The sequence below is a fragment of the Prescottella sp. D32 genome, assembly GCF_037287305.1.
GTDB classification, from domain to species: Bacteria; Actinomycetota; Actinomycetes; order Mycobacteriales; family Mycobacteriaceae; genus Prescottella; species Prescottella equi.
On sequence record NZ_JARBSW010000001.1, the window covers coordinates 2,020,881 to 2,044,873 of the forward strand.

21 protein-coding genes, 1 tRNA gene and 1 pseudogene are annotated in these 23,993 nt (G+C 69.0%); 19 read left to right on the forward strand and 4 right to left on the reverse strand.

Annotation, left to right across the window (positions count from 1 at the left end; genetic code table 11):
* Window positions 1-129 precede the first annotated feature (129 nt).
* The 3 genes from PSS76_RS09300 to PSS76_RS09310 are packed head-to-tail and all read left to right on the forward strand — an operon-like array spanning window position 130 to window position 2,660.
* Window positions 130-1,215, forward strand: a complete 1,086-nt coding sequence (locus tag PSS76_RS09300) for a ferredoxin reductase (RefSeq protein WP_242420588.1) — start codon at window positions 130-132, stop codon at window positions 1,213-1,215.
* 33 nt (window positions 1,216-1,248) lie between these two features.
* Entirely contained in the window at window positions 1,249-2,433 is a 1,185-nt protein-coding gene (locus PSS76_RS09305) for a fatty acid desaturase family protein (RefSeq protein ID WP_005512154.1), read from the forward strand.
* 14 nt (window positions 2,434-2,447) lie between these two features.
* The gene (locus PSS76_RS09310) at window positions 2,448-2,660 is read left to right on the forward strand and encodes a hypothetical protein (protein WP_013416549.1); all 213 of its coding nucleotides are present in this window, start codon (window positions 2,448-2,450) and stop codon (window positions 2,658-2,660) included.
* A gap of 68 nt (window positions 2,661-2,728) precedes the next feature.
* Here the strand turns inward: PSS76_RS09310 and gdhA are convergent, their stop codons facing one another.
* Complete coding sequence (gdhA, locus tag PSS76_RS09315; protein ID WP_172504590.1) at window positions 2,729-4,072, reverse strand: NADP-specific glutamate dehydrogenase; 1,344 nt, start codon at window positions 4,070-4,072, stop codon at window positions 2,729-2,731.
* A gap of 357 nt (window positions 4,073-4,429) precedes the next feature.
* On the opposite strand from gdhA, the gene PSS76_RS09320 reads away from it, so the two are divergent.
* Window positions 4,430-5,836: a glycoside hydrolase family 183 protein gene (locus tag PSS76_RS09320; RefSeq protein ID WP_083282795.1), complete on the forward strand. Its 1,407-nt coding sequence runs from the start codon at window positions 4,430-4,432 to the stop codon at window positions 5,834-5,836.
* Between the two features lie 139 nt (window positions 5,837-5,975).
* On the forward strand, window positions 5,976-6,938 hold the full coding sequence (locus PSS76_RS09325; RefSeq protein ID WP_337456125.1) for an esterase/lipase family protein: 963 nt from the start codon (window positions 5,976-5,978) through the stop codon (window positions 6,936-6,938).
* 29 nt (window positions 6,939-6,967) lie between these two features.
* Here PSS76_RS09325 and PSS76_RS09330 read toward each other — a convergent pair.
* Window positions 6,968-7,044: transfer RNA gene (locus PSS76_RS09330), tRNA-Arg, on the reverse strand.
* A gap of 48 nt (window positions 7,045-7,092) precedes the next feature.
* On the reverse strand, window positions 7,093-8,049 hold the full coding sequence (locus tag PSS76_RS09335; RefSeq protein ID WP_064077176.1) for a LysR family transcriptional regulator: 957 nt from the start codon (window positions 8,047-8,049) through the stop codon (window positions 7,093-7,095).
* An 88-nt stretch (window positions 8,050-8,137) separates the two neighbouring features.
* Here PSS76_RS09335 and PSS76_RS09340 point away from each other — a divergent pair, with 88 nt between their 5' ends.
* The 12 genes from PSS76_RS09340 (at window position 8,138) to PSS76_RS09395 (ending at window position 21,418) form a co-directional block, all read left to right on the forward strand.
* On the forward strand, window positions 8,138-9,262 hold the full coding sequence (locus PSS76_RS09340) for an XdhC family protein (protein WP_013416545.1): 1,125 nt from the start codon (window positions 8,138-8,140) through the stop codon (window positions 9,260-9,262).
* A 106-nt stretch (window positions 9,263-9,368) separates the two neighbouring features.
* Entirely contained in the window at window positions 9,369-10,253 is an 885-nt protein-coding gene (locus PSS76_RS09345) for an FAD binding domain-containing protein (RefSeq protein ID WP_013416544.1), read from the forward strand.
* 1 nt (window position 10,254) lies between these two features.
* Window positions 10,255-10,752 carry a (2Fe-2S)-binding protein gene (locus PSS76_RS09350; protein ID WP_005512166.1) on the forward strand — a complete coding sequence of 166 codons (498 nt, stop codon included), beginning with the start codon at window positions 10,255-10,257 and terminating at the stop codon, window positions 10,750-10,752.
* Window positions 10,749-13,145, forward strand: coding sequence for an aerobic carbon-monoxide dehydrogenase large subunit (locus PSS76_RS09355; protein ID WP_337456126.1), 2,397 nt, complete (start codon window positions 10,749-10,751; stop codon window positions 13,143-13,145). Before PSS76_RS09350 ends, PSS76_RS09355 begins: the two co-directional genes overlap by 4 nt.
* 13 nt (window positions 13,146-13,158) lie before the next feature.
* Window positions 13,159-14,043: an XdhC family protein gene (locus PSS76_RS09360; RefSeq protein WP_005512169.1), complete on the forward strand. Its 885-nt coding sequence runs from the start codon at window positions 13,159-13,161 to the stop codon at window positions 14,041-14,043.
* A complete protein-coding gene (locus tag PSS76_RS09365; protein WP_337456127.1) occupies window positions 14,034-14,624 on the forward strand; it encodes a nucleotidyltransferase family protein in 591 nt (196 codons plus the stop codon). Before PSS76_RS09360 ends, PSS76_RS09365 begins: the two co-directional genes overlap by 10 nt.
* 35 nt (window positions 14,625-14,659) lie before the next feature.
* Window positions 14,660-15,520, forward strand: coding sequence for an AAA family ATPase (locus tag PSS76_RS09370; protein ID WP_044991273.1), 861 nt, complete (start codon window positions 14,660-14,662; stop codon window positions 15,518-15,520).
* 10 nt (window positions 15,521-15,530) lie between these two features.
* On the forward strand, window positions 15,531-16,196 hold the full coding sequence (locus PSS76_RS09375; RefSeq protein ID WP_005512177.1) for an SRPBCC family protein: 666 nt from the start codon (window positions 15,531-15,533) through the stop codon (window positions 16,194-16,196).
* Window positions 16,193-17,494 (forward strand): vWA domain-containing protein, encoded by a 1,302-nt coding sequence (locus tag PSS76_RS09380; RefSeq protein ID WP_337456128.1) that lies wholly within the window; start codon window positions 16,193-16,195, stop codon window positions 17,492-17,494. The genes PSS76_RS09375 and PSS76_RS09380 overlap by 4 nt, the downstream gene beginning before the upstream one ends.
* The gene (locus PSS76_RS09385; RefSeq protein ID WP_044991249.1) at window positions 17,475-19,505 is read left to right on the forward strand and encodes a bifunctional copper resistance protein CopD/cytochrome c oxidase assembly protein; all 2,031 of its coding nucleotides are present in this window, start codon (window positions 17,475-17,477) and stop codon (window positions 19,503-19,505) included. Before PSS76_RS09380 ends, PSS76_RS09385 begins: the two co-directional genes overlap by 20 nt.
* Before the next feature lie 197 nt (window positions 19,506-19,702).
* Window positions 19,703-20,176 carry a single-stranded DNA-binding protein gene (gene ssb / locus PSS76_RS09390; protein WP_064078128.1) on the forward strand — a complete coding sequence of 158 codons (474 nt, stop codon included), beginning with the start codon at window positions 19,703-19,705 and terminating at the stop codon, window positions 20,174-20,176.
* A 99-nt stretch (window positions 20,177-20,275) separates the two neighbouring features.
* On the forward strand, window positions 20,276-21,418 hold the full coding sequence (locus PSS76_RS09395) for an alpha/beta hydrolase family protein (protein WP_005512181.1): 1,143 nt from the start codon (window positions 20,276-20,278) through the stop codon (window positions 21,416-21,418).
* Between the two features lie 166 nt (window positions 21,419-21,584).
* On the opposite strand, the pseudogene PSS76_RS09400 reads toward PSS76_RS09395, so the two are convergent.
* Window positions 21,585-21,743, reverse strand: a pseudogene (locus tag PSS76_RS09400) (TetR/AcrR family transcriptional regulator); the annotation flags it as partial.
* A 128-nt stretch (window positions 21,744-21,871) separates the two neighbouring features.
* On the opposite strand from PSS76_RS09400, the gene ettA reads away from it, so the two are divergent.
* On the forward strand, window positions 21,872-23,545 hold the full coding sequence (gene ettA, locus PSS76_RS09405; protein WP_022596787.1) for an energy-dependent translational throttle protein EttA: 1,674 nt from the start codon (window positions 21,872-21,874) through the stop codon (window positions 23,543-23,545).
* A 4-nt stretch (window positions 23,546-23,549) separates the two neighbouring features.
* Window positions 23,550-23,972 (forward strand): acyl-CoA thioesterase, encoded by a 423-nt coding sequence (locus tag PSS76_RS09410; protein WP_013416534.1) that lies wholly within the window; start codon window positions 23,550-23,552, stop codon window positions 23,970-23,972.
* Window positions 23,973-23,993: the final 21 nt, after the last annotated feature.

The following is a 23,993-nucleotide window of genomic DNA, read 5'->3' on the forward strand; positions in this document are numbered from 1 at the left end:
TCCCGGGCACCGTCCGGGTCGTGCAGTGATCGCCGTCACGCGCCTCCGGGATTGACAGGTAGGGGGTAATCGCGTTCACACTAATCAGTGTACGAGTGTGCACTGAAAATCTCTCGTGAGGAGATGATCATGACGACGACTTCCCCGGAGCGAGCGCGCCGACGGCCGCTGCTGTCGCTGCTCGAGGCGCTCGCCACCCCCCATGCGGTCGACCGTTACCTCGAGTTGCTCGACCCGATGGCGACCGCTCGCGACATGCGGGCCCGCGTCGTGCGGGTCGAGCGCTCCACATCGGATTCGGTGGTGCTCGATCTGCGGCCCACCAGGCAGTGGCGCGGCTTCGCGGCGGGCCAGTTCGTGCAACTCGGCGTCGTCATCGACGGCGTGCGGCACACCCGGTGCTATTCGCCCACCGGTGCCCAGGGCGGGGCGCGGGACTCGATCCGGCTGATCGTGCGGGCGCACCCCGGCGGGCTGGTCTCGCAGTATCTCGTCCGCGAAGCGGCCGTGGGCATGGTGCTCGACCTGTCCACGGCGGCAGGCGAATTCACACTGCCCGAGCCGCGACCGGCGCAGGTGGTCCTCGTCAGCGGCGGTAGCGGGATCACTCCGGTGCTGTCGATGCTGCGCACCCTCGTCGACGAGGGGTTCGCCGGGTCTGTCGCGTTCCTGCACTACACCCGCACGCTGGACGACGTTCCCGTCCCGGGCGAGTTGCGGGCGATCGACCGGGCGCACGACAACGTGACTGTCCGCGTCGTCGAGACCTCGGTCGACGGGCGGTTCCGGCGCGAGCACCTCGACGCCGTGGCGCCGTGGTTCGGTCCGGAATCGGAGGTGTTCGTGTGCGGTCCGGACACGCTCTCGGCGGCGGTCGAGGAGATGCTCGACGCCGAAGGATTCGGTGAACAGATGCACACCGAACGGTTTCGGATCGACCCGCCGGCGGCCTCCGGACCGGCGGACGGCGTCGTGTCCTTCACGCGCAGCGGCGTCACCGCGGAGAACACCGGAGCCAGCCTGCTCGACCAGGCCGAGGCCGCGGGTCTGCAGCCGGAATTCGGCTGCCGGATGGGCATCTGCTTCTCGTGCACCGCGGTCAAACGGTCCGGGCGCACCCGCAACCTGCGCACCGGTGATACCCACGACGACCCGGAGCAGTCGATCCAACTGTGCATCTCGGCGCCGGTCGGGGACGTCGAGATCGATGTCTGACCTACCGGTCCACCACGACCAGAGGAGAAACCCATGTTCGGACTGAGCGTTCCCGGGTTCCTGGCCCTGCCCGGGTTTCTGAAATTCGGTGGCCGCGACCCCGAGCCCGAGGTCACCGTCATCGGCTACGACGACGTCGAGGCACTCGGCCGGGAACTCGACGCGCTGCGTGACGAGGTCGTCGCCGATCTCGGCGCCGCAGACCGCGAGTACATCTACCGGATCATCAAGGCGCAGCGCGGTTTCGAGGTCGCCGGCCGCGGCCTGATGTACCTGGGATTCCTGCCGCCGTTCTGGTTGGCGGGAGTGGGGGCACTGTCGATCTCGAAGATCCTCGACAACATGGAGATCGGGCACAACGTCATGCACGGCCAGTACGACTGGATGCGTGAGCCCGGCCTGAACTCGCGGGTGTTCGAGTGGGACACCGTGTGCCCGGCGGATCAGTGGAAGCACTCGCACAACTACATGCACCACACCTACACGAACATCGTCGGCCGCGATCGCGACATCGGGTACGGCATCCTGCGGATGGACGAGGCGCAGCGCTGGAACCCCTACTACCTGGGCAATCCGCTGTATGCGACCGCACTGATGTTCCTGTTCGAGTGGGGCGTGATGCTGCACGACCTCGAGGCCGAGAACGTGATCCAGGGCAAGCGCAGGTGGTCGGACGTCAAACCGCTCGTGCGGGGCTGGTGGCGCAAGGCCGGCCGTCAGGTGCTCAAGGATTACGTGCTGTTCCCGGCACTCACCGGCCCGCTGTTCGTCTCGACCCTGCTCGGTAACGCCACCGCCAACGTGGTCCGCAACGTGTGGGCGTACTCGATCATCTTCTGTGGTCACTTCCCGTCCGGCGTGCAGAGTTTCACCGAGGACGAGACCGCCGACGAGACGCGCGGCCAGTGGTACCTGCGGCAGATGCTCGGCAGCGCCAACATCACCGGAAGCCCGTTGTTCCACATCATGTCGGGCAATCTGTCGCACCAGATCGAGCACCACCTCTTCCCGGACATCCCGGCGCACCGGTACCCGGAGATGGCGCCGCGGGTCCGGGAACTGTGCGAACGCTACGACCTGCCGTACAACACCGGCGGCTTCTTCCGGCAGATCGGCACCGTGTGGGCCAAGATCTTCCGGTTCGCGTTGCCGCCGTCGCTCGTCGGCCGGGCGCCGGTGAGCGGTGTTATCGTCGAGCGTCGGAAGACCGCTGCATGAGAGGCACGTCGAACATGGTGGGGAAGTTCGAGCGAGGTAAGGACACGGTGCAGGAACTGACCGAGTCCGCGGCCACACACGTCGGCGCGATCGCGGTAATCATCGCCGGTGCCGTCCGGGACGTCACCCGGGAGGTGGGCGACTGGATCACCGACGGCATCGAGATGCGCGAGGCGGCACGGAAAGCGCGCGAGGACGGTGAGCGGCCGGACGCCGACGAGAGCTGATCCCTGACAAACGAATCGGGCCCGGCACCTGTCACAGGTGCCGGGCCCGACTTCTGTCTGCGGGTCGATCAGATGACGCCCATGGCGAACATTCCGTCGGCGACCTTCACGAAGCCGGCGATGTTGGCGCCCAGGACGTAGTCGCCCGGCTTGCCGTACTCCTCGGCCGTGGTGGAGCAACGCTCGTGGATGCCGCGCATGATCTTCGACAGGCGCTCGTCCGTGTAGGAGAAGCTCCAGGAGTCACGCGATGCGTTCTGCTGCATCTCCAGCGCGGAGGTCGCGACGCCACCGGCGTTGGCTGCCTTGCCCGGCGCGAACGCGATGCCGGCCTCGCGGAACACCGCGATACCACCCGGCGTGGTGGGCATGTTGGCGCCCTCGGCGACGGCCTTGACGCCGTTGTTCACCAGGGCCTTCGCCGACACGTCGTCCAGCTCGTTCTGCGTGGCACACGGCAGCGCGATGTCGCACGGCACGTTCCAGATGTTGCCGCCCGGGAAGTACTGCGCGTCCGGACGCTCGTCGACGTACTCGGAGATGCGGCCGCGACGGACCTCCTTGATCTCCTTGAGCAGTTCCAGATCGATGCCGGCGTTGTCCACGATGTAGCCCGAGGAATCGGAGCAGGCGATGGACGTGCCACCGAGCTGGTGGATCTTCTCCATCGCATAGATGGCGACGTTGCCCGAGCCGGACACGACGGCCTTCTTGCCCTCGATGGAGTCGCCCTTGGCGGCCATCATCTCGGCGACGAAGTAGGCGGCACCGTAGCCGGTGGCCTCCTTGCGGACCATCGAACCGCCCCACGTGAGGCCCTTGCCCGTGAGGACGCCCGACTCGTAGGAGTTGTTGAGGCGCTTGTACTGGCCGAACAGGTAGCCGATCTCGCGTCCACCGACGCCGATGTCACCGGCCGGGACGTCGGTGTACTCACCGATGTGGCGCTGCAGCTCGGTCATGAAGGACTGGCAGAAACGCATGATCTCGGACTCGGACTTGCCCTTGGGGTCGAAGTCCGAGCCACCCTTGCCGCCACCGATGGGCAGGCCGGTGAGGGAGTTCTTGAAGATCTGCTCGAAGCCCAGGAACTTCACGATGCCGAGGTTGACGCTCGGGTGGAAGCGCAGGCCGCCCTTGTACGGGCCGAGCACGCTGTTGTACTGCACGCGGAAACCACGGTTGACGTGGATGTTGCCGTTGTCGTCCTGCCACGGCACACGGAAGATGATCTGCCGCTCGGGCTCGCAGAGACGCTCGATCAGGGCGCCGTCGGCGTAGTTCGGGTGCCGATCGAGAACCACGGTGAGCGACTCGAAGACCTCGGCGACCGCCTGGTGGAACTCCGGCTCGCCAGCATTGCGAAGGAGTACCTGCTTGTAGATCTCCTCAACGCGGTCGCGTACAGACAACATTCACCTACCTGATTCCGTGAGAACTTATTAATCTTTCCGTTACACGATAGTCCGCGAGGGTGCACGACTTCGACGGTTACCTGCGGAAAGTGAGATTAGCCACGTGTGAACATCGTGTTACGTGGTTGCGAAGATTGCTAGGAGACCCGTCTCGGGGCCGGTGGCACGAGTTCGAGTCCGGCGTCCGAGGGTCGGTGCAGAGTCACAGTTTCCCCAGCAGTCACACAGGAAACGTCGTGATCGGGGGTTTTCCGTGGTTTGATCATTGACCGACGAACGTATTCGGGGGAATCAGCGGTCGGGCCGCACTGGGGTTGTCTCCCTCCGTCTCCACCTGTGGAAGGGAATCGGTCTGTGAGAGAAGCAAATCGGAGGTGGGCGGCAGCTCTGTCGGCCGCCGCGGTCACCGCCGGACTGTCGGTCGCGATGGCGACGCCGGCCGCTGCAGTCGGTGGCCCGTGCGGTCAGGGCGGCGGCAGCCTCGGGAGTTCTGGGCTGACGGGCAGCCTGATGGGCAGTCTGGGCGCGGGCAGCCTCGGAAGCGCGACGGGATCGCTGGCCAACTCGCTGCCCTGGATCACCGGCGCGCCCAACGGCGCGCTACCGGTGTTGTCCGGCCCCACCAAGGCACTCGAGATGGTGACGGGGCCGGGCAGCCCGAACGACACGATCGACCGCTTCAGCGTCGCCGGCACCGACCTCGGGATCATGTGGGACAACGGGGCCGGGCAGGTGCTGATGGCCTTCGGTGACACCGTGGGCGACTGCGGTATCGACGGCGACCAGTGGCGCAGCAACGTCCTGTTTCGCAGCAACGACGCCAATCTGGCCGACGGAATGCGCATCGACAGTTCTCCGCTCGACACCCCTGGCGGGAACTTCTCGCGACAGGTCATCAAGGGGTTGCTGAACCTGCCTCCGGGAACGATGCCCGAGTTCACGGTGATCCCGACCGGCGGCGTCGCGGTCGACGGCGTGCAGTACGTGCGTTGGATGTCGGTCCGTTCGTGGGACGTGCCGGGAGAGTGGACCACCAACTACTCGGGCCTGGCCTTCTCCACCGACAACGGTGAGAACTGGACCACGGATCCGGCCACCGTCCGCCTCAACCGCGAGGGCGTGCTGGACGGTCTCGACCTGCCCGGCGTCCCGAATCTGGCGACCAGCAACAAGAACTGGCAGATGAGTGCGTTCGTGCCGGATCGGGGCGACGGCTACGTCTACGAGTTCGGAACGCCCTCCGGTCGATCGGGGGAGGCGCGCCTCGCCCGTGTACCGAAGGCGGACATTCGTAACCTCAACGCTTACGAGTACCGAACCGGTTCGGGGTGGAGCCAGGACATCGCCGACGCCGTTCCGGTGATCCGCGGCAACGTCAGCGAACTGTCGGTGCAATGGAATCCGTACCTGGGCAAGTACGTCGCGATGTACACCGACATGGGCGGTCTGAAGATCCGGCAGTCGTCGGACCTGATCAACTGGAGTGGCACGCAGACGTTGATCGGCTCGACTGCGTTGCCGTCGCTGTACGGCGGTTTCATGCATCCGTGGACGAACAAGAACGGCACCGACAAGAATCTCTACTTCGTGCTGACCACGTGGGACCGCTACAACGTGATCTACATGAAGACCGATCTGAGCGGCATGCGGGTGGCGTCCACCGACACGTTCGATCGCCCGGACCCGGCGATCACCGGCGAGCAGAGGCTCGAGGGCTTCCAGACCCCCGAGGGCTTCGTCGAGCCCGACGCGGTCGAGTGATCGATCGCAGTTCGTAGCAAGTGGCCCGTCCCCGTCCACCGGGGGCGGGCCGCTTGCAGTTCGCGTCCGAAACCTCACGCGGGTGCTGGGTTTCGGTCGGTCGGTCGGGGTTCTGGTGGAACAGCCGAGGGGGATCTACATGCGTGCGTTCTTCGCCGCGGTCTGTGCGTCAGCGTTGTGGGCGCTCGCCCTGTCCGTTGTGGCGACGCCAGGCGTCGGGGCCGATCCGCTACCCGTGCCGCACAATTTCTTCGAAGGTATCGCGCTCGAGACGGCAAACCCTGGCGGCTCGATTCCGGGTTCGAACGACTGGGCCTGTGTGCCGACCGAGGCCCACCCGAATCCGGTGATCCTCGTCCACGGCACGGGTGCGAATCGGCAGACAAATTGGGCCACATACGGTCCCCTGCTGAAGAACGAAGGCTATTGCGTCTTCGCGCCCACCTACGGCACGCGTCCGGACGCGACGTGGCCGATGAGTGCCTTCGGCGCACTCACGCCGCTCGAGCAGAGCGCACAGGAGTTGTCGGTCTTCGTGGACGAGGTGCTTGCCGCCACCGGCGCGAGCAACGTCGACATCGTCGGCCACTCGCAGGGCACCCTGATGCCGAACTACTACGTGAAGTTCCTCGGCGGCGCGGCGAAGGTGGACAAGTACGTGTCACTGGCTCCGCTCTGGGGTGGGGCCGGCTCCTTCGGCGCCGGCGAGATCACGGCCCTCGTCGAGCAGTTCGGGCTGAAGGCATTGCAGGAGCAGACGTTCGGACGGCTGTGCGCGTCCTGCCTGGACATGGCGCCGGGCGCCGATTTCATCGAGAAGATGAACGAGGGCGGCAGTCCGTATGCGCCCGGCGTCGCGTACACGAACATCGCCACCAGGTACGACGAGCTCGTCGTGCCGTACACCAGTGGTCTCGTCCCCGGTCCGAACGTGACGAACATCGTCGTCCAGGATCGGTGCCCACAGGACTACTCGGAGCAGGCAGCGCTGGCCGCCTCGCCCGTCGCAGCCGGATATGTGCTCAACGCGCTCGATCCGCAGTACCCGGAACCGGTGCCGTGCGTGATGGTTGCCCCGTTCACCGGTACGCCGGTGGGATGATCACATGCCGGTTCGGTCGCTGCAGTTTGTGGTGCCCCCGGCAGGAATCGAACCTGCGACCTAGAGATTAGAAGGCTCTTGCTCTATCCAACTGAGCTACGGAGGCGCGGCCAAGAGCATACCTGCTGAATCGGGGTGATTCGCGCATCCGGGGTCAGCTCCAGAGTGTGACGTGCACCTTGGGTTTGAAGTGGGCGACGTCGACTCCGGTGCCGCGGATCATCGCCTGGATGCATCGCGGTGTGCTGACGAAGTGCAGCAGTTCGGTCGCGGCGGGCTGGAGGTGCTGGTGGTGCAGGGTCGTGGCGCACCATTCGCCCGCCGCGCGCAGTTCCGGACCTTCGACGAGGTCGAGAGAGCCGGCCGACAGTTCGTCGTCGATCGCGAAGCCGAGTGCCAGCGTCAGCGCCGATGACCGCCGGACCGCCTCCACCGCGGCGGCGTCGCTCTGGAAGATCCGTTGCCGCTCGTGGGGGATGTCGAGTGCGCGGAGCATGTGCCGCATCACGCCGTCGCCGCCGGCCGCGGACGGTCCGAGGAACCACTGCTGCTCGCGCAGTTGCCGCAGCGACGGCCGGGTCCGCGCCATCGGGTGCTGGGGTGCGCACACCGTGAGCACCTCGTACTGCAGGAACGGGTGCAGGCACAGCGGCTGCCGCTCGCCCAGGACCCGCGGCCCCAGCGCGACGTCGACGGCCCGCGAAGAGATCAGATTCGCGAACTGACGGACGGGGTGGACGCTCAGCTCGACCGACAGATCCTTCGCGCGCCCGGCAAACAGGTCGATCAGCCCGGGGGCGGCGTGTTCGGCGAACAGCGGGGACGCCGCGATCCGCAGGAGACGCCGGCCGTTGCCGGCCTGGCTCACCTCGAGCGCCGTCTGCTGCTGTAGCCCGAGGATCTCGACGGCCCGGCTCGCGAGGCGCAGCCCGCCCGGTGTGAAAGCGAGCCCCGACGGCCGTCGGCAGTACAGGGGGTCGTCGAGTTCCTTGCGGAGCTGGGCGATATGCATGGAGACACCCGAATCCGTCATGCCCAATTCACGCGCTGCCGCTCGAACCGATCCGAGCCGCACCACCGCGGAATAGGCTCGCAGTTGAGCGGGTGTCACGCCCTCGAGGGTACGGGCCGAGGAAGATCGACATCTGCGAATGGACCGGCCTCACCTGCGGCGACGGCCGGGGCTGGAGGCTGAAGCCATGCGCGACGTTCTGTCCGATCTGCTCGCGATCTGGCGCTCGGACGAGACGGCCGGACTCGCCACGGTGGTCGCCACCTTCCACTCCGCGCCGCGCGCTCCGGGGGCTGCGATGGTGGTCGCCCCCGACGGCCGCGTGTCCGGTTCGGTGTCCGGCGGGTGCGTCGAGGGCGCGGTTTACGAATCGGCGTCCGAGACGGTCCGGACGGGGAGGCCGACCCTCGAGCGGTACGGCGTCAGCGACGACGACGCGTTCGCGGTCGGGCTCACGTGCGGCGGCATCCTGGACGTGTTCGTCGAGCCGGTCTCTCGCGCCACGTTTCCCGCACTCGCAGACGTCGCCGACGACATCGCGGAGCGGCGTCCGGTGGCGGTGGCGACGGTCGTCGACGACGTCGCCGGTCGCGTCGGGCAGCACCTGGTAATCCGACCCGACGACGTCTCGGGGACGCTCGGTTCGGACCGGCTCGACGCCGCGGTCGTCGACGACGGCCGCGGTCTGCTCGCGGCCGGCCGGACCGCGGTACTTGCGTACGGGCCGGACGGGCAGCGGCGCGGCGAGGGCATGCGGGTGTTCGTCGCGAGCTATGCGCCGCCGCCCCGGATGCTGGTGTTCGGGGCGATCGACTTCGCGGCCGCGGTCGCTCGGCAGGGGAAGTTCCTCGGATACCGGGTGACCGTGTGTGACGCGCGCGAGGTGTTCGCGACCGCGTCGCGCTTCCCGACCGCCGACGAGGTCGTGGTCGACTGGCCGCACCGGTACCTCGAAGCGCAGGCCGACGCGGGGGAAGTCGACGGCCGCACGGCGATCTGTGTGCTCACCCACGATCCCAAGTTCGACGTCCCGTTGCTGGCGGTCGCGCTCCGACTGCCGGACGTCGGGTACGTCGGGGCCATGGGCTCACAGCGCACCCACCGCGACCGATTGGACCGGCTGCGCGAGGCCGGTCTCACCGACGTGGATCTGGCCCGGCTGTCGAGCCCGATCGGTCTCGATCTCGGGGCCCGCACTCCCGAAGAGACGGCGGTATCCATCGCGGCGGAGATCATCGCGCGGCGCTGGGGCGGCGGCGGGCTACCGCTGCGTGACCTGCGCGGACGTATCCATCACGAGCGAAACGGGTGATCGGGGCGGCCGTGTCGAGTCGAGATCAAGCTTTCGCTGAATCGCGCTTGACGCCCCGCCTGACCGGGCACACGCTGGAGGGTGTCCGGGCTGTGAGGAGTGCCACATGCAGGTTCCGGGACTGTTCGAATACGAGCGCGCCACCGACGTCGAGAATGCGATCGCCCTGCTGGATCGGCTGGGCGACGAGGCGCGGATCGTCGCGGGTGGCCACAGTCTTCTACCGATGATGAAGTTGCGGCTGGCGAACCCCGAATATCTCATCGACATCAACGACCTGGCGGCCGAGCTCGGCGACATCACGGTCGAGGCGGACGCGGTGCGGATCGGGGCGATGGTCCGGCATCGCCAGATTCTCGAGTCCGACGATCTGGCTCGGCTGCTGCCGATCTTCCGGGACGCCGAGAGGGTGATCGCGGACCCGGTGGTGCGGAACCGCGGCACGATCGGCGGGTCGCTGTGCCAGGCCGATCCGGCCGAAGACCTCACGACGGTGTGCACGGTGGTGGGCGCGGTCTGTGTGATCCGTGGGCCGACCGGGGTGCGGGAGGTGCCGATGGAGGAGTTCCTCGTCGGGCCCTACGAGACGGCCGTCCGCGGCAACGAGATCCTCACCGAGGTGTGGATTCCCCGGGTGCCGTCGGGATCGAGTGCGTACACGAAGGTCGAACGGCGGGTGGGGGACTGGGCGATCGCGGCCGCCGGCGCCGCGGTCCGGTTGGACGGTGACCGCATCGCGGCGGCGCGGCTCGGTCTCACCGCGGTGGTGCCCGACGCCGAGCGTCTGGCCGACGTCGGGGACGTCCTGCGCGGGCAACCGGCCGACGAGGAGAACTTCCGGCGGGCGGGCGAACTGGCCGGGCAGGCCTGCGAACCCGTCACGGATTCGCGCGGCACCGCCGCCTACAAGCGGCATCTCGCCGAGGAACTGACCGTCCGATCGCTGCGGACCGCCGCAGAGCGGGCGCACACCGGACGGACGGAGCTGTGAGATGCAGGTGACGATGACGGTCAACGGCGCGGAGGTCGCCGACGACGTGGAGCCGCGCATGCTGCTGGTGCACTTCCTGCGGGACCGACTGGGCCTCACCGGAACTCACTGGGGATGCGACACCAGCAACTGCGGGACGTGTGTGGTCGCGGTGGACGGCGAACCGGTGAAGTCGTGCACGATGCTCGCGGTGATGGCCGACGGGCGCGCGGTCCGCACCGTGGAAGGGCTGGCCACCGACGGCGTCCTCGACCCGGTGCAGGAGGGCTTCATGCAGTGCCACGGCCTGCAGTGCGGATTCTGCACGCCCGGCATGATGATCACCGCCCGCGCACTGCTCGACCGCGACCCCGACCCGGACGAACAGACGATCCGCGAGGCGATCTCGGGCCAGATCTGCCGGTGCACCGGTTACACCACGATCGTCCGGTCCGTCCGGTGGGCGGCCGAGCACGGCGGCGCGACCACCGACACCGTCACCACGGGAGGCGCGTCGTGACCACGCTCGACCACCCGCAGACGGACCCCGACCGCCCCGTCAACGACGGCAAGCCATGCGGGCACGGTCGCATGCTCCGCAAGGAGGACCCGCGGTTCATCCGCGGCCAGGGACGCTATGTCGACGACGTGCAGTTGCCCGGCATGCTGCACCTGGCGATCCTGCGGTCGCCGGTGGCGCACGCGCGGGTCGTGCGGATCGACACCACGGCCGCGCAGGCGCACCCGAAGGTCGCGGCGGTCGTCACCGGCGTCGATCTCGCCGAGAAGGGCCTGGCGTGGATGCCGACTCTGTCGAACGACGTGCAGGCGGTGCTCGCGACGGACAAGGTCCGGTTCCAGGGGCAGGAGGTGGCGTTCGTCGTTGCCGAGGACCGGTACTCGGCGCGCGACGCGCTCGAGTTGATCGATGTCGAGTACGAGATCCTGGACCCGGTGATCGACGCCCGCCGAGCCCTCGCCGCGGACGCCCCCGTCATCCGCACCGACCTGGACGGCAAGACCGACAACCACTGCTTCGACTGGGAGACGGGAGATTCCGCCGCCACCGCGGCCGTGTTCGACAGGGCCGACGTGGTGGTACGGCAGGAGATGGTCTACCCGCGCGTGCATCCGGCACCGATGGAGACGTGCGGCGCGGTCGCCGACTACGACGCCGTCGACGGCAAGCTCACGCTGTGGTCGACCAGCCAGGCCCCGCACGCGCACCGCACGCTGTACGCGCTGGTCGCAGGGTTGCCCGAGCACAAGATCCGGGTGGTCTCGCCGGACATCGGCGGCGGTTTCGGCAACAAGGTACCGATCTACCCGGGCTACGTGTGCGCCATCGTCGGGTCGCTGCTCACCGGCAAACCCGTCAAGTGGATGGAGGATCGTAGCGAGAACCTCACCAGCACCGGCTTCGCGCGGGACTACATCATGGTCGGCGAGATCGCCGCCACGCGGGAGGGGAAGATCCTCGCGATCCGCACCGACGTCCTGGCCGACCACGGTGCGTTCAACGGCACCGCGGCCCCGGTGAAGTACCCGGCCGGGTTCTTCGGCGTGTTCACCGGTAGCTACGACCTCGAGGCCGCGTACTGCCACATGACCGCGGTCTACACGAACAAGGCACCGGGGGGAGTCGCGTACGCGTGCTCGTTCCGGATCACCGAAGCGGTATACCTGGTGGAACGGTTGGTCGACTGTCTCGCGTTCGACCTCGACCTGGACCCCGCGGAGCTGCGGCTGCGAAATCTCTTGCGCCCAGAGCAGTTTCCGTACACCTCCAAGACCGGGTGGAAGTACGACTCGGGCGACTACGCGACGACGATGCGCAAGGCCATGGACATGATCGGCTACGACGACCTGCGCCGCGAGCAGGCCGAGCGGCGTCGGCGCGGCGAGCTGATGGGCATCGGGATGTCGTTCTTCACCGAGGCGGTCGGCGCCGGACCGCGCAAGGACATGGACATCCTCGGGCTCGGCATGGCCGACGGCTGTGAACTCACCGTGCATCCGACCGGCAAGGCCGTGGTCCGGCTGTCCGTGCAAACCCAGGGCCAGGGGCACGAGACGACGTTCGCGCAGATCGTCGCGGAGGAACTCGGCATCCCGCCCGAGGACATCGACGTGGTCCACGGCGACACGGACAACACCCCGTTCGGACTCGGCACGTACGGCAGCCGGTCGACGCCGGTGTCGGGCGCGGCGGCGGCGCTGGTGGCCCGCAAGGTCCGCGTCAAGGCGCGGATCATCGCGTCGGGGATGCTCGAGGTGTCCGTCGCCGACCTGGAGTGGGAGAAGGGCAACTTTCACGTCAAGGGCGACCCGTCGGCGGCGGTGACAATCCAGGACATCGCGATGCGCTCGTACGGGGCCGGCGATCTGCCCGACGGCATCGAGGGCGGGCTCGAGGCCCAGATCTGTTACAACCCGGAGAATCTCACGTACCCGTACGGCGCGTACTTCTGCGTCGTGGACGTCGACCCGGGCACCGGGCAGGTGAGCGTGCGCCGCTTCCTCGCCGTCGACGACTGCGGCACCCGGATCAACCCGATGATCATCGAGGGTCAGGTGCACGGCGGCATCACCGACGGAATCGGCATGGCGCTCATGGAGATCGTCGCGTTCGACGAGGACGGCAACTGTCTAGGCGGGTCGCTCATGGACTACCTCATTCCGACCGCGCGTGAGGTGCCGCACCTCGAGACCGGGTACACCGTCACCCCCTCGCCGCACCACCCGATCGGCGCCAAGGGGATCGGCGAGAGCGCGACGGTCGGCTCACCGCCGGCGGTGGTGAACGCCGTCGTCGACGCCTTGAAACCGTTCGGGGTGCGGCACGCGGACATGCCGTTGACACCGTCGCGGGTGTGGGAGGCGATGCAGGGTCGCGCGACACCGCCGATCTGACGAAGGAGTTCGCATGGACCTGAGTGCGCGCGCCGCCGAACTGACGGGCGAGCGGCGTCCGTTCGTGCGTGCGACGGTGGTCCGCGCCCAACAGCCCACGTCGACCCGGCCCGGCGATCGGGCGATCGTGTTGCCGGACGGCATGATCGAGGGATTCGTCGGTGGACACTGTGTTCAGAACTCGGTGCGCCGCGCGGCGCTCGATGCCGTCGCGTCGGGGGAGAGCGTGCTGCTGCGCATCCTGCCCGACGGCGGACCGGCCTTCCCGGACGCGCCGGGCGCCGACGTCGTCGTGAACCCGTGCCTGTCCGGTGGGGCGATGGAGATCTTCCTCGAACCGTGCCTGCCGGCCCCGATCGTGCGGGTGGCCGGCGCCACGCCGGTCGCCGACGCCGTCGCCCGGGTCCTCGAGGTTCTCGACGTCGACGTCCGCCGGGGCATCTCCGTCGGCGGCGGGGAGGCCGCGGTGATCGTCGCGAGTCTCGGCGGCGACGAACCTGCCGTGATCCGCGAGGCGCTGGACTCGGGAGTCGGTTACGTCGGACTGGTGGCGAGCAGCAGGCGCGGCGCCGCGATCGTCGACGAACTCGACCTCGACGAACCGGAACGGGCTGTCGTGCACACCCCGGCAGGGCTTCCGATCGGTGCCCGAACTCCGGGGGAGATCGCGGTGTCGATCGCGGCCGAACTGGTGCGCGCGATCCGGATCGGGCAGCTGGATTCGGCTGCGGCCGAAGCGGAACCGGATGCGGCCCTCACTGTCATCGATCCGGTGTGCGGCATGACGGTCCTCGTCGGCGCGGACACGCCGCACCTGCAGATCGACGGGGAGGACTACTGGTTCTGCGCGCCGGGCTGCCGCCGCGCCTACGAGAAGGAGCGTGCGCGATGTTCGTGACCGGACTGGTGCTCGCCGCCGGATCGTCGCGGCGGCTGGGTCGGCCGAAACAACTCCTGCCCTACCGCGGGGCGACGCTGCTCGACGCGACGCTCACGGTGGCCCGCGCCTGCCGCTTCCACCAGCTGTTGGTGACGGTGCCCGGATCCGCCGACGCCATCGAGGACCTCGTCGACCTCGGTGGATGCACCGTCGTGCACTGCCCGGACGCCGCAAGCGGATGCTCGGCTTCGGTGAAAGCCGCCCTGCCGCACATCGACCCCCTCGCCTCCGGGATCGTGCTGATGCTCGGTGACCAGCCCGGGGTGTCTCCCCGTGCGGTCCGCGCGCTGGTCGAGCGGGGCCGTCTCGAGAACATCGGACTGTGTCGCTACAGCGACGGCGAGGGACATCCGCTGTGGCTGGGGCGGGACGTGTTCGGCGACCTCGCCGACCTGTACGGCGACAAGGCCGTGTGGAAGCTGTTCGACCGCGACGACATCGACGTGTTCGACGTGCCGGCGGAAGGCCGGATACCCCTCGACGTCGACACGTGGGACGAGTACCGGGCGCTGCTCGACCAGGACCGGGACGCCTCGTGACCGAGGCCGTCACCGCGATCGTCCCCGACGTCGACATGCTGATCCGCCGCTTCGACGAGCGGGACTATCTCCTCGACGAGGGCACCGCCACGGCGCTGTTCCTGGCGCTGCAACTGGGGCGGCCGTTGCTGCTCGAGGGGGAGCCCGGGGTGGGGAAGACGACCGCGGCCAAGGCGCTCGCTGCCGCGTTGACCACACCGTTGGTGCGACTGCAGTGCTACGAGGGCCTCGGCGCCGACGAGGCCCTGTACGACTGGAACTACCAGCGGCAACTGCTGGCCGTGCGGGTCTCCGAGGCGCGCGGTGACCGGCTGCAGGAGGCGGACCTGTTCACCGAACCGTTCCTGCTCGAACGCCCGATCCTGCGCTGCGTGCGGCACCGCGGGCCGATCCCACCGGTGTTGCTGATCGACGAGATCGACCGCGCGGACGACGAATTCGAGGCGCTGCTGCTCGAGTTCCTCGGCGAGGCGGCCGTGACGGTGCCCGAGATCGGTACGTTCGTCGCGGACCGGCCGCCGATCGTCGTGCTGACGTCGAACCGCAGCCGGGACCTGCACGACGCACTTCGCCGACGCTGCCTCTACCACTGGATCGACTACCCGGCTCCGGAGCGGGCCGCGGCGATCCTGCGTCGCACGGTTCCCGGCGCGACGCAGCCGCTGATCGCGAGCGTCACCGACTTCCTGGGCGTGGCCCGCCGTCTCGACCTCGACAAGGCGCCGGGCGTCGCCGAGGCCGTCGACTGGGTGTCGGCACTCGCCGCGCTCGGCGCCGCCGACCTCGTGGCGGCCGATGCGCTCGCGAGCCTCGGCGCGATCGCGAAGACCCCCGACGACCGGACCGTGCTGGCCGAGGCGGTGACTGCGTACGCCGCGTGCGGGAGGACAGGATGAGAGGACGACGATGAAGATTGCAGACCAGTTCACGGTCGACGCCCCCATCGAGCGGGCATGGGAGGTGCTCACCGACCTCGAGGGCATCGCACCGTTGTTGCCGGGCGCGCGGATGACGGGCCGCGAGGGCGACGACTACCTCGGCACCGTCAAGATCAAGGTGGGGCCGGTCACGACCGAGTTCGCCGGCCGCGCCTCCTTCGCCGAGAAGGACGCCCGGTCCCACACCGCGGTGATCGACGCGCGCGGCAAGGAGAAGCGGGGCAGCGGCAACGCGTCCGCCACCATCACCGCGCGCCTGCACGAGGAGGGTGACGCGACGCGGGTGACCGTCGACACCGACATGAAGGTGGTCGGCAAGCTCGCCCAGTTCGGCAGCGGGATGATCTCGCAGGTGTCCGCGAAGCTCATGGGGCAGTTCGCGTCGTCGCTCGAGGACCGGCTCGCTTCCGAGACGAGTGGCACTGCGACGGGTGCGCTGCCTCCGCCCGACAACGGCCCCGGCGTCGCTGCTGTGTCCGGGCTGACCGGGCCGGTCGCCGTCGAACCGGACGTCGAGCCCATCGACCTCGTGGCACTGTCCGGGATCGGGGCCGCGCGCCGGCTGCTGCCCTGGATCGCCGCGGCGGTCGCGGCCGCCGTCGTCTTCACCGTCCTGCGAGCGCGCCGGCGGTGACGGCCCCCGACGCTCGGGCCCCACTGCTGCGCGGGGTGGACCTCGCGGCGTTCGCCGTCGCGTTGGTGTCGCGGGCGCGATCGGTCGGGATCGCGGTGTCGGCGAGCGGAGCGGCGCGGTTCACCGAGGCGCTGCGGGTGCTGCCGCCGACCGACCGGCGCCGGCTCTACTGGACCGCCCGCATCACGCTCGTCGGCCGCCGGATCGATCTCGAGCGATTCGATGCCGTGTTCGCGACGGTGTTCTCCGACGCGGTCCTCACGCTCGACCCGGCTGCCCGCGCCGCTGCACGGAACGGCCCGCACGATCGTTCCGTACGGCCGGAGCCCGGTCCGTCGGTGCACGAGGGAGATACGAGGGGGGAGCGGACGGCACTGCCGTGGGTGACGCGCGCCGGAGCGTCCGACGACGAGACCTCGGCGGCCGTCGGTGCCTGCAAGCGGTTACCCAGCCCGCGCGAGGATCTCGCGGGCGAGCCGTTCGACGCGTTCGACGACGCAGATCTGCGGGCACTCGGCGCACGGCTCGAGCGGGCGCGGCGACGATGGCCGGCACGGCGGAGCCGTCGGCGCGAACCGCATCGGCACGGCCGGGTGGATCTGCGGGCGACGATGCGTCGTGCGGGACGTACCGGGTTCGAGCCGGTCCGGGTGGCGCGGGACCGGCCTCGCCCCCGTCCGCGTCGCATCGTGCTGGTGTGCGACGTGAGCCGATCCATGCGCGGGTACGCCGACGCCTGTCTGCATCTGATGCGCGCGGTCGTGCTCGGATCCCGGCCCGGCGACGCCGAGGTGTTCGTGTTCTCGACCCGGCTCACTCGGCTGACGCCGACGCTTGCGCACCGCAGCGCCGAGGTCGCCGCCCAGCGCGCGACCGAACGAGTCGTCGACCGATTCGGCGGCACTCACATCGCCCGCAGCCTCGACGCACTGTTGTCCTCGCCACACGGGTCGTCGTTGCGCGGCGCCGTCGTGATCGTCGCCTCGGACGGCTGGGACAGCGACGACCCGGCCGACCTGGCGGGGGCGGTGGCCCGGGTCGGCCGCCGCGCCCACCGACTCGTCTGGCTCAATCCCCGCGCCGCCCAACCGGGTTTCGAGCCGCTCGCCGGGTCGATGGCCGCGGCGTTGCCGTACTGCGACGACTTCCTGCCCGCGCACACCGTGGCGGCGCTGGCGGAGGTGCTCGAGATCGTCGGGGGCCCGCCCGCGCTCCGGCAGCCGCGGCCGGGGCGAGGCACGAGTCCGACAGATTGTCGTAGGTCCTACCCTGGTAGGCATGGCAACACCCGTGCGTGAGCAGACCGAGCACGCTCCCGTTCCCTCGTCCCGTCCCGGTTCCGGCCTGTTCTTCGCGGTCAGCGGCGTCTTCGCCGGCCTCGTCGCCGCCCTCGTGGTCGCCATGTCGGCGTCGCAGGCGCTGGTGCTGATGGGCATCCCGGATCCGGGCCCGCTCACCACGTACGGCCTGCCGGCCCTGCGCGCGGTCAGCGAGATCGCCGCCGTCATCGCGATCGGCTCGCTGCTGTTCGCGGCGTTCATGGTGCCGCCCCAGAAGTCGGGCGTCCTCGACATCGACGGCTACCGGGCGGTGCGCACCGCCTCGCACGCCGCGTTCGTGTGGGCGGTCAGCGCGGTGATCCTGGTGCCACTCACGCTGTCGGACACATCGGGTCAGCCGTTCTCGGAAGCCGTCAAGCCGTCGAACCTGTTCTCGGCGATCGGTCAGGTGGAGACGGCCGTCGCGTGGCAGTGGACCGCGATCATGGCCGTGGTCCTCGCCGTGCTGTGCCGGATCGCGCTGCGCTGGTCCTGGACGCCGTTCCTGCTGGCGCTGGGAGTCGCGACGATGATGCCGTTGGCGCTGACCGGGCATTCGTCCTCGGGGGGCTCGCACGACGTCGCCACCAACAGCCTGATCTGGCACCTCGTCGGCGCAGCGTTCTGGGCGGGCGGCCTCTTCGCCCTGCTCGCGCATGCCCGCCGTCGCGGTGCCCACACCGATGTCGCCGCCCGACGGTTCTCGTTCGTGGCGACCATCTGCTTCGTGGCGATGGCCATCAGTGGCGTCGTCAACGCGCTCGTCCGCGTTCCGCTGGACGACCTCTTCTCCACCACCTACGGGCGCCTGATCGTCGCGAAGATCGTCGCGCTGGTGGTGCTCGGTGTGTTCGGCTTCCTCCAGCGTCGACGCGCGCTGCCCGCGCTCGCCGCCGACCCGGAGTCGCGGGGCGCGCTCATCCGGTTCGCGGGCGCCGAGGCCCTCGTGTTCGCCGCGACGATCGGCATCGCCGTCGGACTCGGCCGCACTCCGCCGCCCCCGCCGTCGTCGGTGCCGACGCTCACCGAGGTGGAACTCGGCTACAACCTCGACGGTCCGCCGACCTTCGCGAAGCTGATGCTGGACTGGCGTTTCGACCTGATCTTCGGCACCGCCGCGATCGTCCTCGCCGTGCTGTATTTCGTCGGTCTGCGGACCCTGCGCAAGCGCGGCGACAGCTGGCCGGTGGGCCGGACCATCGCGTGGTTCGCCGGCTGCCTGGTTCTGCTCATCGGTACGTCGTCCGGTGTCGGCCGGTACGCACCGGCGATGTTCAGTGTTCACATGGGCGCCCACATGGCGCTGTCGATGCTGGCGCCGGTGCTGCTGGTGCTCGGCGGACCGTTCACCCTCGCGCTGCGGGCGATGCGCCCCGCCGGCAAGGACGGCGTCCCGGGCCCGCGCGAATGGCTACTGGCGTTCCTGCACAGCCCCATCTCGCGTTTCCTCACCCACCCGCTGGTGGCGTCGGTGCTGTTCGTCGGCGGCTTCTACGCGCTGTATCTCGGCGGCATCTTCGGGGCTAACGTCGACAGCCACACCGCGCACCTGCTGATGAACGTGCACTTCATCCTCAGCGGCTACCTGTTCTACTGGGTCGTGATCGGCGTCGACCCGTCGCCGCGGCAGTTGCAGCCCATCACCAAGCTGGCCATGGTGTTCGGGTCGCTGCCCTTCCACGCGTTCTTCGGTATCGCGCTCATGAGCATGGGCGAGGTCATGGGCGCGACGTTCTACCGGTCGCTCGGCCTCGACTGGAACACCGACCTGCTCAACGACCAGCAGTTGGGCGGCTCCATTGCGTGGGCCACCGGCGAGGTTCCACTGGTGCTCGTCATGCTCGCGCTGCTGGTGCAGTGGTCGCGCAGCGACCAGAAGACCGCCAAACGCGTCGACCGTGCCGCCGAGCGCGACGACGACGCGGACCTGGCCGCGCACAACGCGATGTTCGCCGAACTCGCGCGACGTGACCGGGAGGCCGGCCACTAGCACACACCGCCGACAGGCCCCGGGCGTCCGGGCGCCTTCGGCGCACCCTGTGGATGGCGATTCGGTTCATCCACAGATCACCCCGCCGGCCCGTTTCCGGGCGCGATCCACGGCACAGTCGAATGCACCGTCCCGACCGGGGCGGTGCATTCGCCGTCTCGGGGACCCACCCGAGCGGCCGATCCAGGGGGATGGCGATGTACGAAACGCACGGCACGGTGGTGGGCACCGTGATCACCGACCCGATCAAGCGTGAGACCACGTCCGGCGAGGAGGTCATGAGCTTCCGGATGGCGAGCAACGTCCGTCGGCGCGACCGCGAATCCGGCGAGTGGGTCGACGGCGGCACCCTGTACCTGACGGTGAGCTGCTGGCGCCGGCTCGTGCAGGGCGTGGGTGCGTCGCTGATGAAGGGCGACCCGATCATCGCGCACGGCGAACTGCGCACCAACGAGTACAAGACGCGCGACGGCGAGCCGCGCTCCGACCTCGAGATGAGGGCCACAGCGGTCGGTCCGGATCTCGCGCGCTGCAGCGCCCGGCTCGACCGGGCGGGCCGGGCGCGGGGCGGCGCCACCGACGGATCCGAGGGCGAGGCTCCTTCCGAATCGGAAGGCAGGGACGGGGAGGCCGGTGCCCGTGAGGAACGGGTCGAGGCTCTCACCGGGTAGGTCGGAAAGGTTCGGCGTTTCGCTGGGCGAACCATCCGGTGGTCTGCGACAGTGACTGCGGCCCAGGCCGAACGGAAACGAAAACCCGAGGGAGCGAACATGCGTCGATCGATCGGTGAGTCACTGCGTCGCGCGACCGCGGTCGGGGCGGCGTTCGCCCTCACCGCGCTGGTGCCGGCGGTGGCGTCGGCGGGCGGTGCACCCGCCGACGCCACGGCGGGGAAAGTGCAGTCCGTCGAGGCTCTGCCGGCAGGGCTCGGACTGCCCGGCGCCGCGCGGGAGTACCGGATCACGTACATCACGCGCGATGCGGTCGGGCGTCCAGCGGAGAGCTCCGGAGTGGTCTTCGTCCCGCAGGGCACTCCGCCCGAGGGTGGGTGGCCGGTGTTGTCGTGGGCGCACGGCACGGTGGGTCTGGGCGACGCGTGCGCGCCCTCGCGGAATCCGCGCAGCCAGCGCGACGCGAACTATCTGGGCCATTGGCTGTCCCAGGGGTATGCCGTCGTGGCGACCGACTACATCGGGCTCGGCACCCCGGGCGTCCATCCCTATCTCCAAGGGGCCTCCGAGGCGACCGCGGTGATCGACATGGTGCGCGCGGGCCGGGCCGTGGTGCCGGAGCTGTCACCGCGGTGGATGACGATCGGGCAGTCGCAGGGCGGGCACGCGGCGCTGTTCACCGCGCACGACGCGACTCGCTATGCACCCGAACTCGACTTCCGCGGCGCCGTCACCACCGGCGCGCCGTCGAACCTCGAGACGGCGTTCTCGATCGGCGGACCGTGGATTCCGCCCCTCGGACTGGACGGGCTGACGGTGTTCGCGACGTACATTCTCGCCGGGATGCGCGCGACCATGCCGCAGGTCGACGTCGACAGCTACCTCACCCCGCGCGGCAAGGAACTCGTCGACGCGGCCGAGACCCTGTGCTACGACGAACAGTCCGAGGCAGTGAAGGGCGTGTCGGTGGGCGAGTTGCTGACCAGATCGCTCGGCGAACCCGCGATGCATGCCGCCATGACCGAGTATCTGGGCGTGCCCACCACCGGTTACGACCGGCCGCTGTTCATCGCGCAGGGGCTGCTCGACACCGTGGTCCCGGCACCGCTGTCGTTCAAGCTCATCGCCGACCTGCGGCTGGCCGGCGTCGACGCCACCTACATGACGTACCCGACCAACCATGACGGGACGATGGCCGCGTCGCTGCCGGACTCGACGCCGTTCGTCCGGCAGCGCCTGTGACCGGTCGACGAGCGGTGAGAGAAGTTCGGGGGCAACCGGTTTGGTGCGGGTGATGATCCTCGGATCGAACAACCGATGGCCGTCCCCGGCGCAGAGCAGCGCGCAGCCGACTGCCCGGCCGTGAGCCGGGCACGGATGTCGCCGAGCACCTCGACGGGGCGGCGATCGCGTGTGAGACGAGATCCTCGCGCGTGCCGAAGATCGAGTACACCGTCTGCCGGGTGACACCCGCAGCGGCGGCCACGGCGGCGATGTCGACACCCTCGAACCCGGCGCTGCCGATCAATCCGAGAGTGGCGTCCAAGATCTTCTTCCGCGACCGCACCGCGTCATTTTCGGGTACCGGTCGCGCACGCGGGAGGGGTGCGGGACCGGCGCGGTAGGCTGGCGGTCGAGTCGTACGTTCTCGCAGCCGGTGAGCTGCGCTTTTCCAGTCCAGATTGGAGCCTTTGGGTGGCTGAGTTTATCTACACGATGAAAAAGGTGCGCAAGGCGCATGGTGACAAGGTCATTCTCGACGACGTCACCATGAGCTTCTACCCGGGCGCCAAGATCGGTGTGGTGGGCCCGAACGGCGCCGGTAAGTCGAGCATCCTGAAGATCATGGCCGGTCTGGACCAGCCGTCGAACGGCGAGGCCTTCCTCGACCCCGAGGCGACGGTCGGCATCCTGCTGCAGGAGCCGCCGCTCAACGAGGAGAAGACGGTCAAGCAGAACGTCGAGGAGGGCCTCGGCGAGATCAAGGTCAAGCTCGACCGGTTCAACGAGATCGCCGAACTCATGGCGACCGACTACTCGGACGAGCTGATGGAGGAGATGGGCAAGCTCCAGGAGGAGCTCGACCACGCCGACGCGTGGGACCTCGACTCGCAGCTCGAGCAGGCGATGGACGCGCTGCGGTGCCCGCCGGCCGACGAGCCCGTCACGCACCTGTCCGGCGGTGAGCGTCGCCGCGTCGCGCTGTGCAAGCTGCTGCTGAGCAAGCCCGACCTGCTGCTGCTCGACGAGCCCACCAACCACCTCGACGCCGAGTCGGTGCTGTGGCTCGAGCAGTTCCTCGCGAGCTACCCCGGCGCCGTCCTCGCCGTCACCCACGACCGCTACTTCCTCGACCACGTCGCCCAGTGGATCTGCGAGGTCGACCGCGGCAAGCTGCACCCGTACGAGGGCAACTACTCCACCTACCTGGAGAAGAAGGCCGAGCGCCTCGAGGTCCAGGGCAAGAAGGACCAGAAGCTGCAGAAGCGGCTCAAGGAGGAGCTCGCCTGGGTCCGCTCCGGCGCCAAGGCCCGCCAGACCAAGAACAAGGCCCGCCTCGACCGGTACGAGGAGATGGCCGCGGAGGCCGAGAAGCACCGCAAGCTGGACTTCGAGGAGATCCAGATCCCGACGCCGCCGCGCCTGGGCAACGTCGTCGTCGAGGTCGACCACCTCGACAAGGGTTTCGAGAACCGGGTGCTCATCAAGGACCTGTCGTTCACGCTGCCCCGCAACGGCATCGTCGGTGTCATCGGCCCCAACGGTGTCGGCAAGACGACGCTGTTCAAGACCATCGTCGGTCTCGAGCAGCCGGACTCCGGCACGGTGAAGGTCGGCGACACGGTGAAGCTGAGCTACGTCGACCAGTCCCGCGCCAACATCGACCCCAAGAAGACGGTGTGGGAGGTGGTCTCCGACGGGCTCGACTTCATCGAGGTCGGTCAGAACGAGATGCCCTCGCGCGCGTACGTCTCCGCGTTCGGGTTCAAGGGACCGGACCAGCAGAAGCGGTCGGAGGTGCTCTCCGGTGGTGAGCGCAACCGTCTGAACCTGGCGCTGACCCTCAAGGAGGGCGGCAACCTGATCCTCCTCGACGAGCCGACCAACGACCTCGACGTCGAGACCCTCAGCTCGCTCGAGAACGCCCTGCAGCAGTTCCCGGGCTGCGCCGTCGTGATCTCCCACGACCGCTGGTTCCTGGACCGTACCTGCACGCACATCCTCGCGTGGGAGGGCAACGTCGAAGAGGGCAAGTGGTTCTGGTTCGAGGGCAACTTCGAGGCGTACGAGGCCAACAAGGTCGAGCGGCTGGGTGCCGATGCGGCGCGTCCGCACCGGGTCACCCACCGCAAGCTGACCCGCGACTGACCCCGTGTCGAACCAGGTCTACAGCTGCGACGTCCAGGTGCGTTGGGGCGATTCCGATCGCCTCGGACACGTCAACAACGCCCGCGTCGTGGAGTACATGCAGGAAGCGCGGTCGCTCTTCCTGACGGAGGGTGCGGCGTCGTCGGGCGCCGCACCCCGGGCCGTCGTCGTCCGCAAGATGGACGCCGAGTTCCTGCGCCCCATCACCGATGCCTCCGGCCCGGTCCGGGTGGAGGTGTCGGTGGTCCACGTCGGGACGTCGTCGTTCACGTTGCGGCACGTCGTCAAGGACACCGCCGGCACCGTCTGCGCCAAGGGCGACGCCGTCATGGTGGGCTTCGACGCGCGGGCGGAGACGTCACGTGTGCTCTCCGATGTCGAGCGCGAGGTGCTCGGCCGGTACCTGCCGGCCACGACGCCCGCGTAGCCCACGCGGGGGTCCGTCCGG

Bases quoted from the DNA above. Each gene is read 5' to 3' on its own strand.
- PSS76_RS09300 (WP_242420588.1), top strand. From the start codon at position 130: ATGACGACGACTTCCCCGGAGCGAGCGCGCCGACGGCCGCTGCTGTCG.
- PSS76_RS09305 (WP_005512154.1), top strand. From the start codon at position 1,249: ATGTTCGGACTGAGCGTTCCCGGGTTCCTGGCCCTGCCCGGGTTTCTG.
- PSS76_RS09310 (WP_013416549.1), top strand. From the start codon at position 2,448: ATGGTGGGGAAGTTCGAGCGAGGTAAGGACACGGTGCAGGAACTGACC.
- PSS76_RS09325 (WP_337456125.1), top strand. From the start codon at position 5,976: ATGCGTGCGTTCTTCGCCGCGGTCTGTGCGTCAGCGTTGTGGGCGCTC.
- PSS76_RS09340 (WP_013416545.1), top strand. From the start codon at position 8,138: ATGCGCGACGTTCTGTCCGATCTGCTCGCGATCTGGCGCTCGGACGAG.
- PSS76_RS09345 (WP_013416544.1), top strand. From the start codon at position 9,369: ATGCAGGTTCCGGGACTGTTCGAATACGAGCGCGCCACCGACGTCGAG.
- PSS76_RS09350 (WP_005512166.1), top strand. From the start codon at position 10,255: ATGCAGGTGACGATGACGGTCAACGGCGCGGAGGTCGCCGACGACGTG.
- PSS76_RS09360 (WP_005512169.1), top strand. From the start codon at position 13,159: ATGGACCTGAGTGCGCGCGCCGCCGAACTGACGGGCGAGCGGCGTCCG.
- PSS76_RS09365 (WP_337456127.1), top strand. From the start codon at position 14,034: ATGTTCGTGACCGGACTGGTGCTCGCCGCCGGATCGTCGCGGCGGCTG.
- PSS76_RS09370 (WP_044991273.1), top strand. From the start codon at position 14,660: ATGCTGATCCGCCGCTTCGACGAGCGGGACTATCTCCTCGACGAGGGC.
- PSS76_RS09375 (WP_005512177.1), top strand. From the start codon at position 15,531: ATGAAGATTGCAGACCAGTTCACGGTCGACGCCCCCATCGAGCGGGCA.
- PSS76_RS09385 (WP_044991249.1), top strand. From the start codon at position 17,475: ATGGCAACACCCGTGCGTGAGCAGACCGAGCACGCTCCCGTTCCCTCG.
- ssb (WP_064078128.1), top strand. From the start codon at position 19,703: ATGTACGAAACGCACGGCACGGTGGTGGGCACCGTGATCACCGACCCG.
- PSS76_RS09395 (WP_005512181.1), top strand. From the start codon at position 20,276: ATGCGTCGATCGATCGGTGAGTCACTGCGTCGCGCGACCGCGGTCGGG.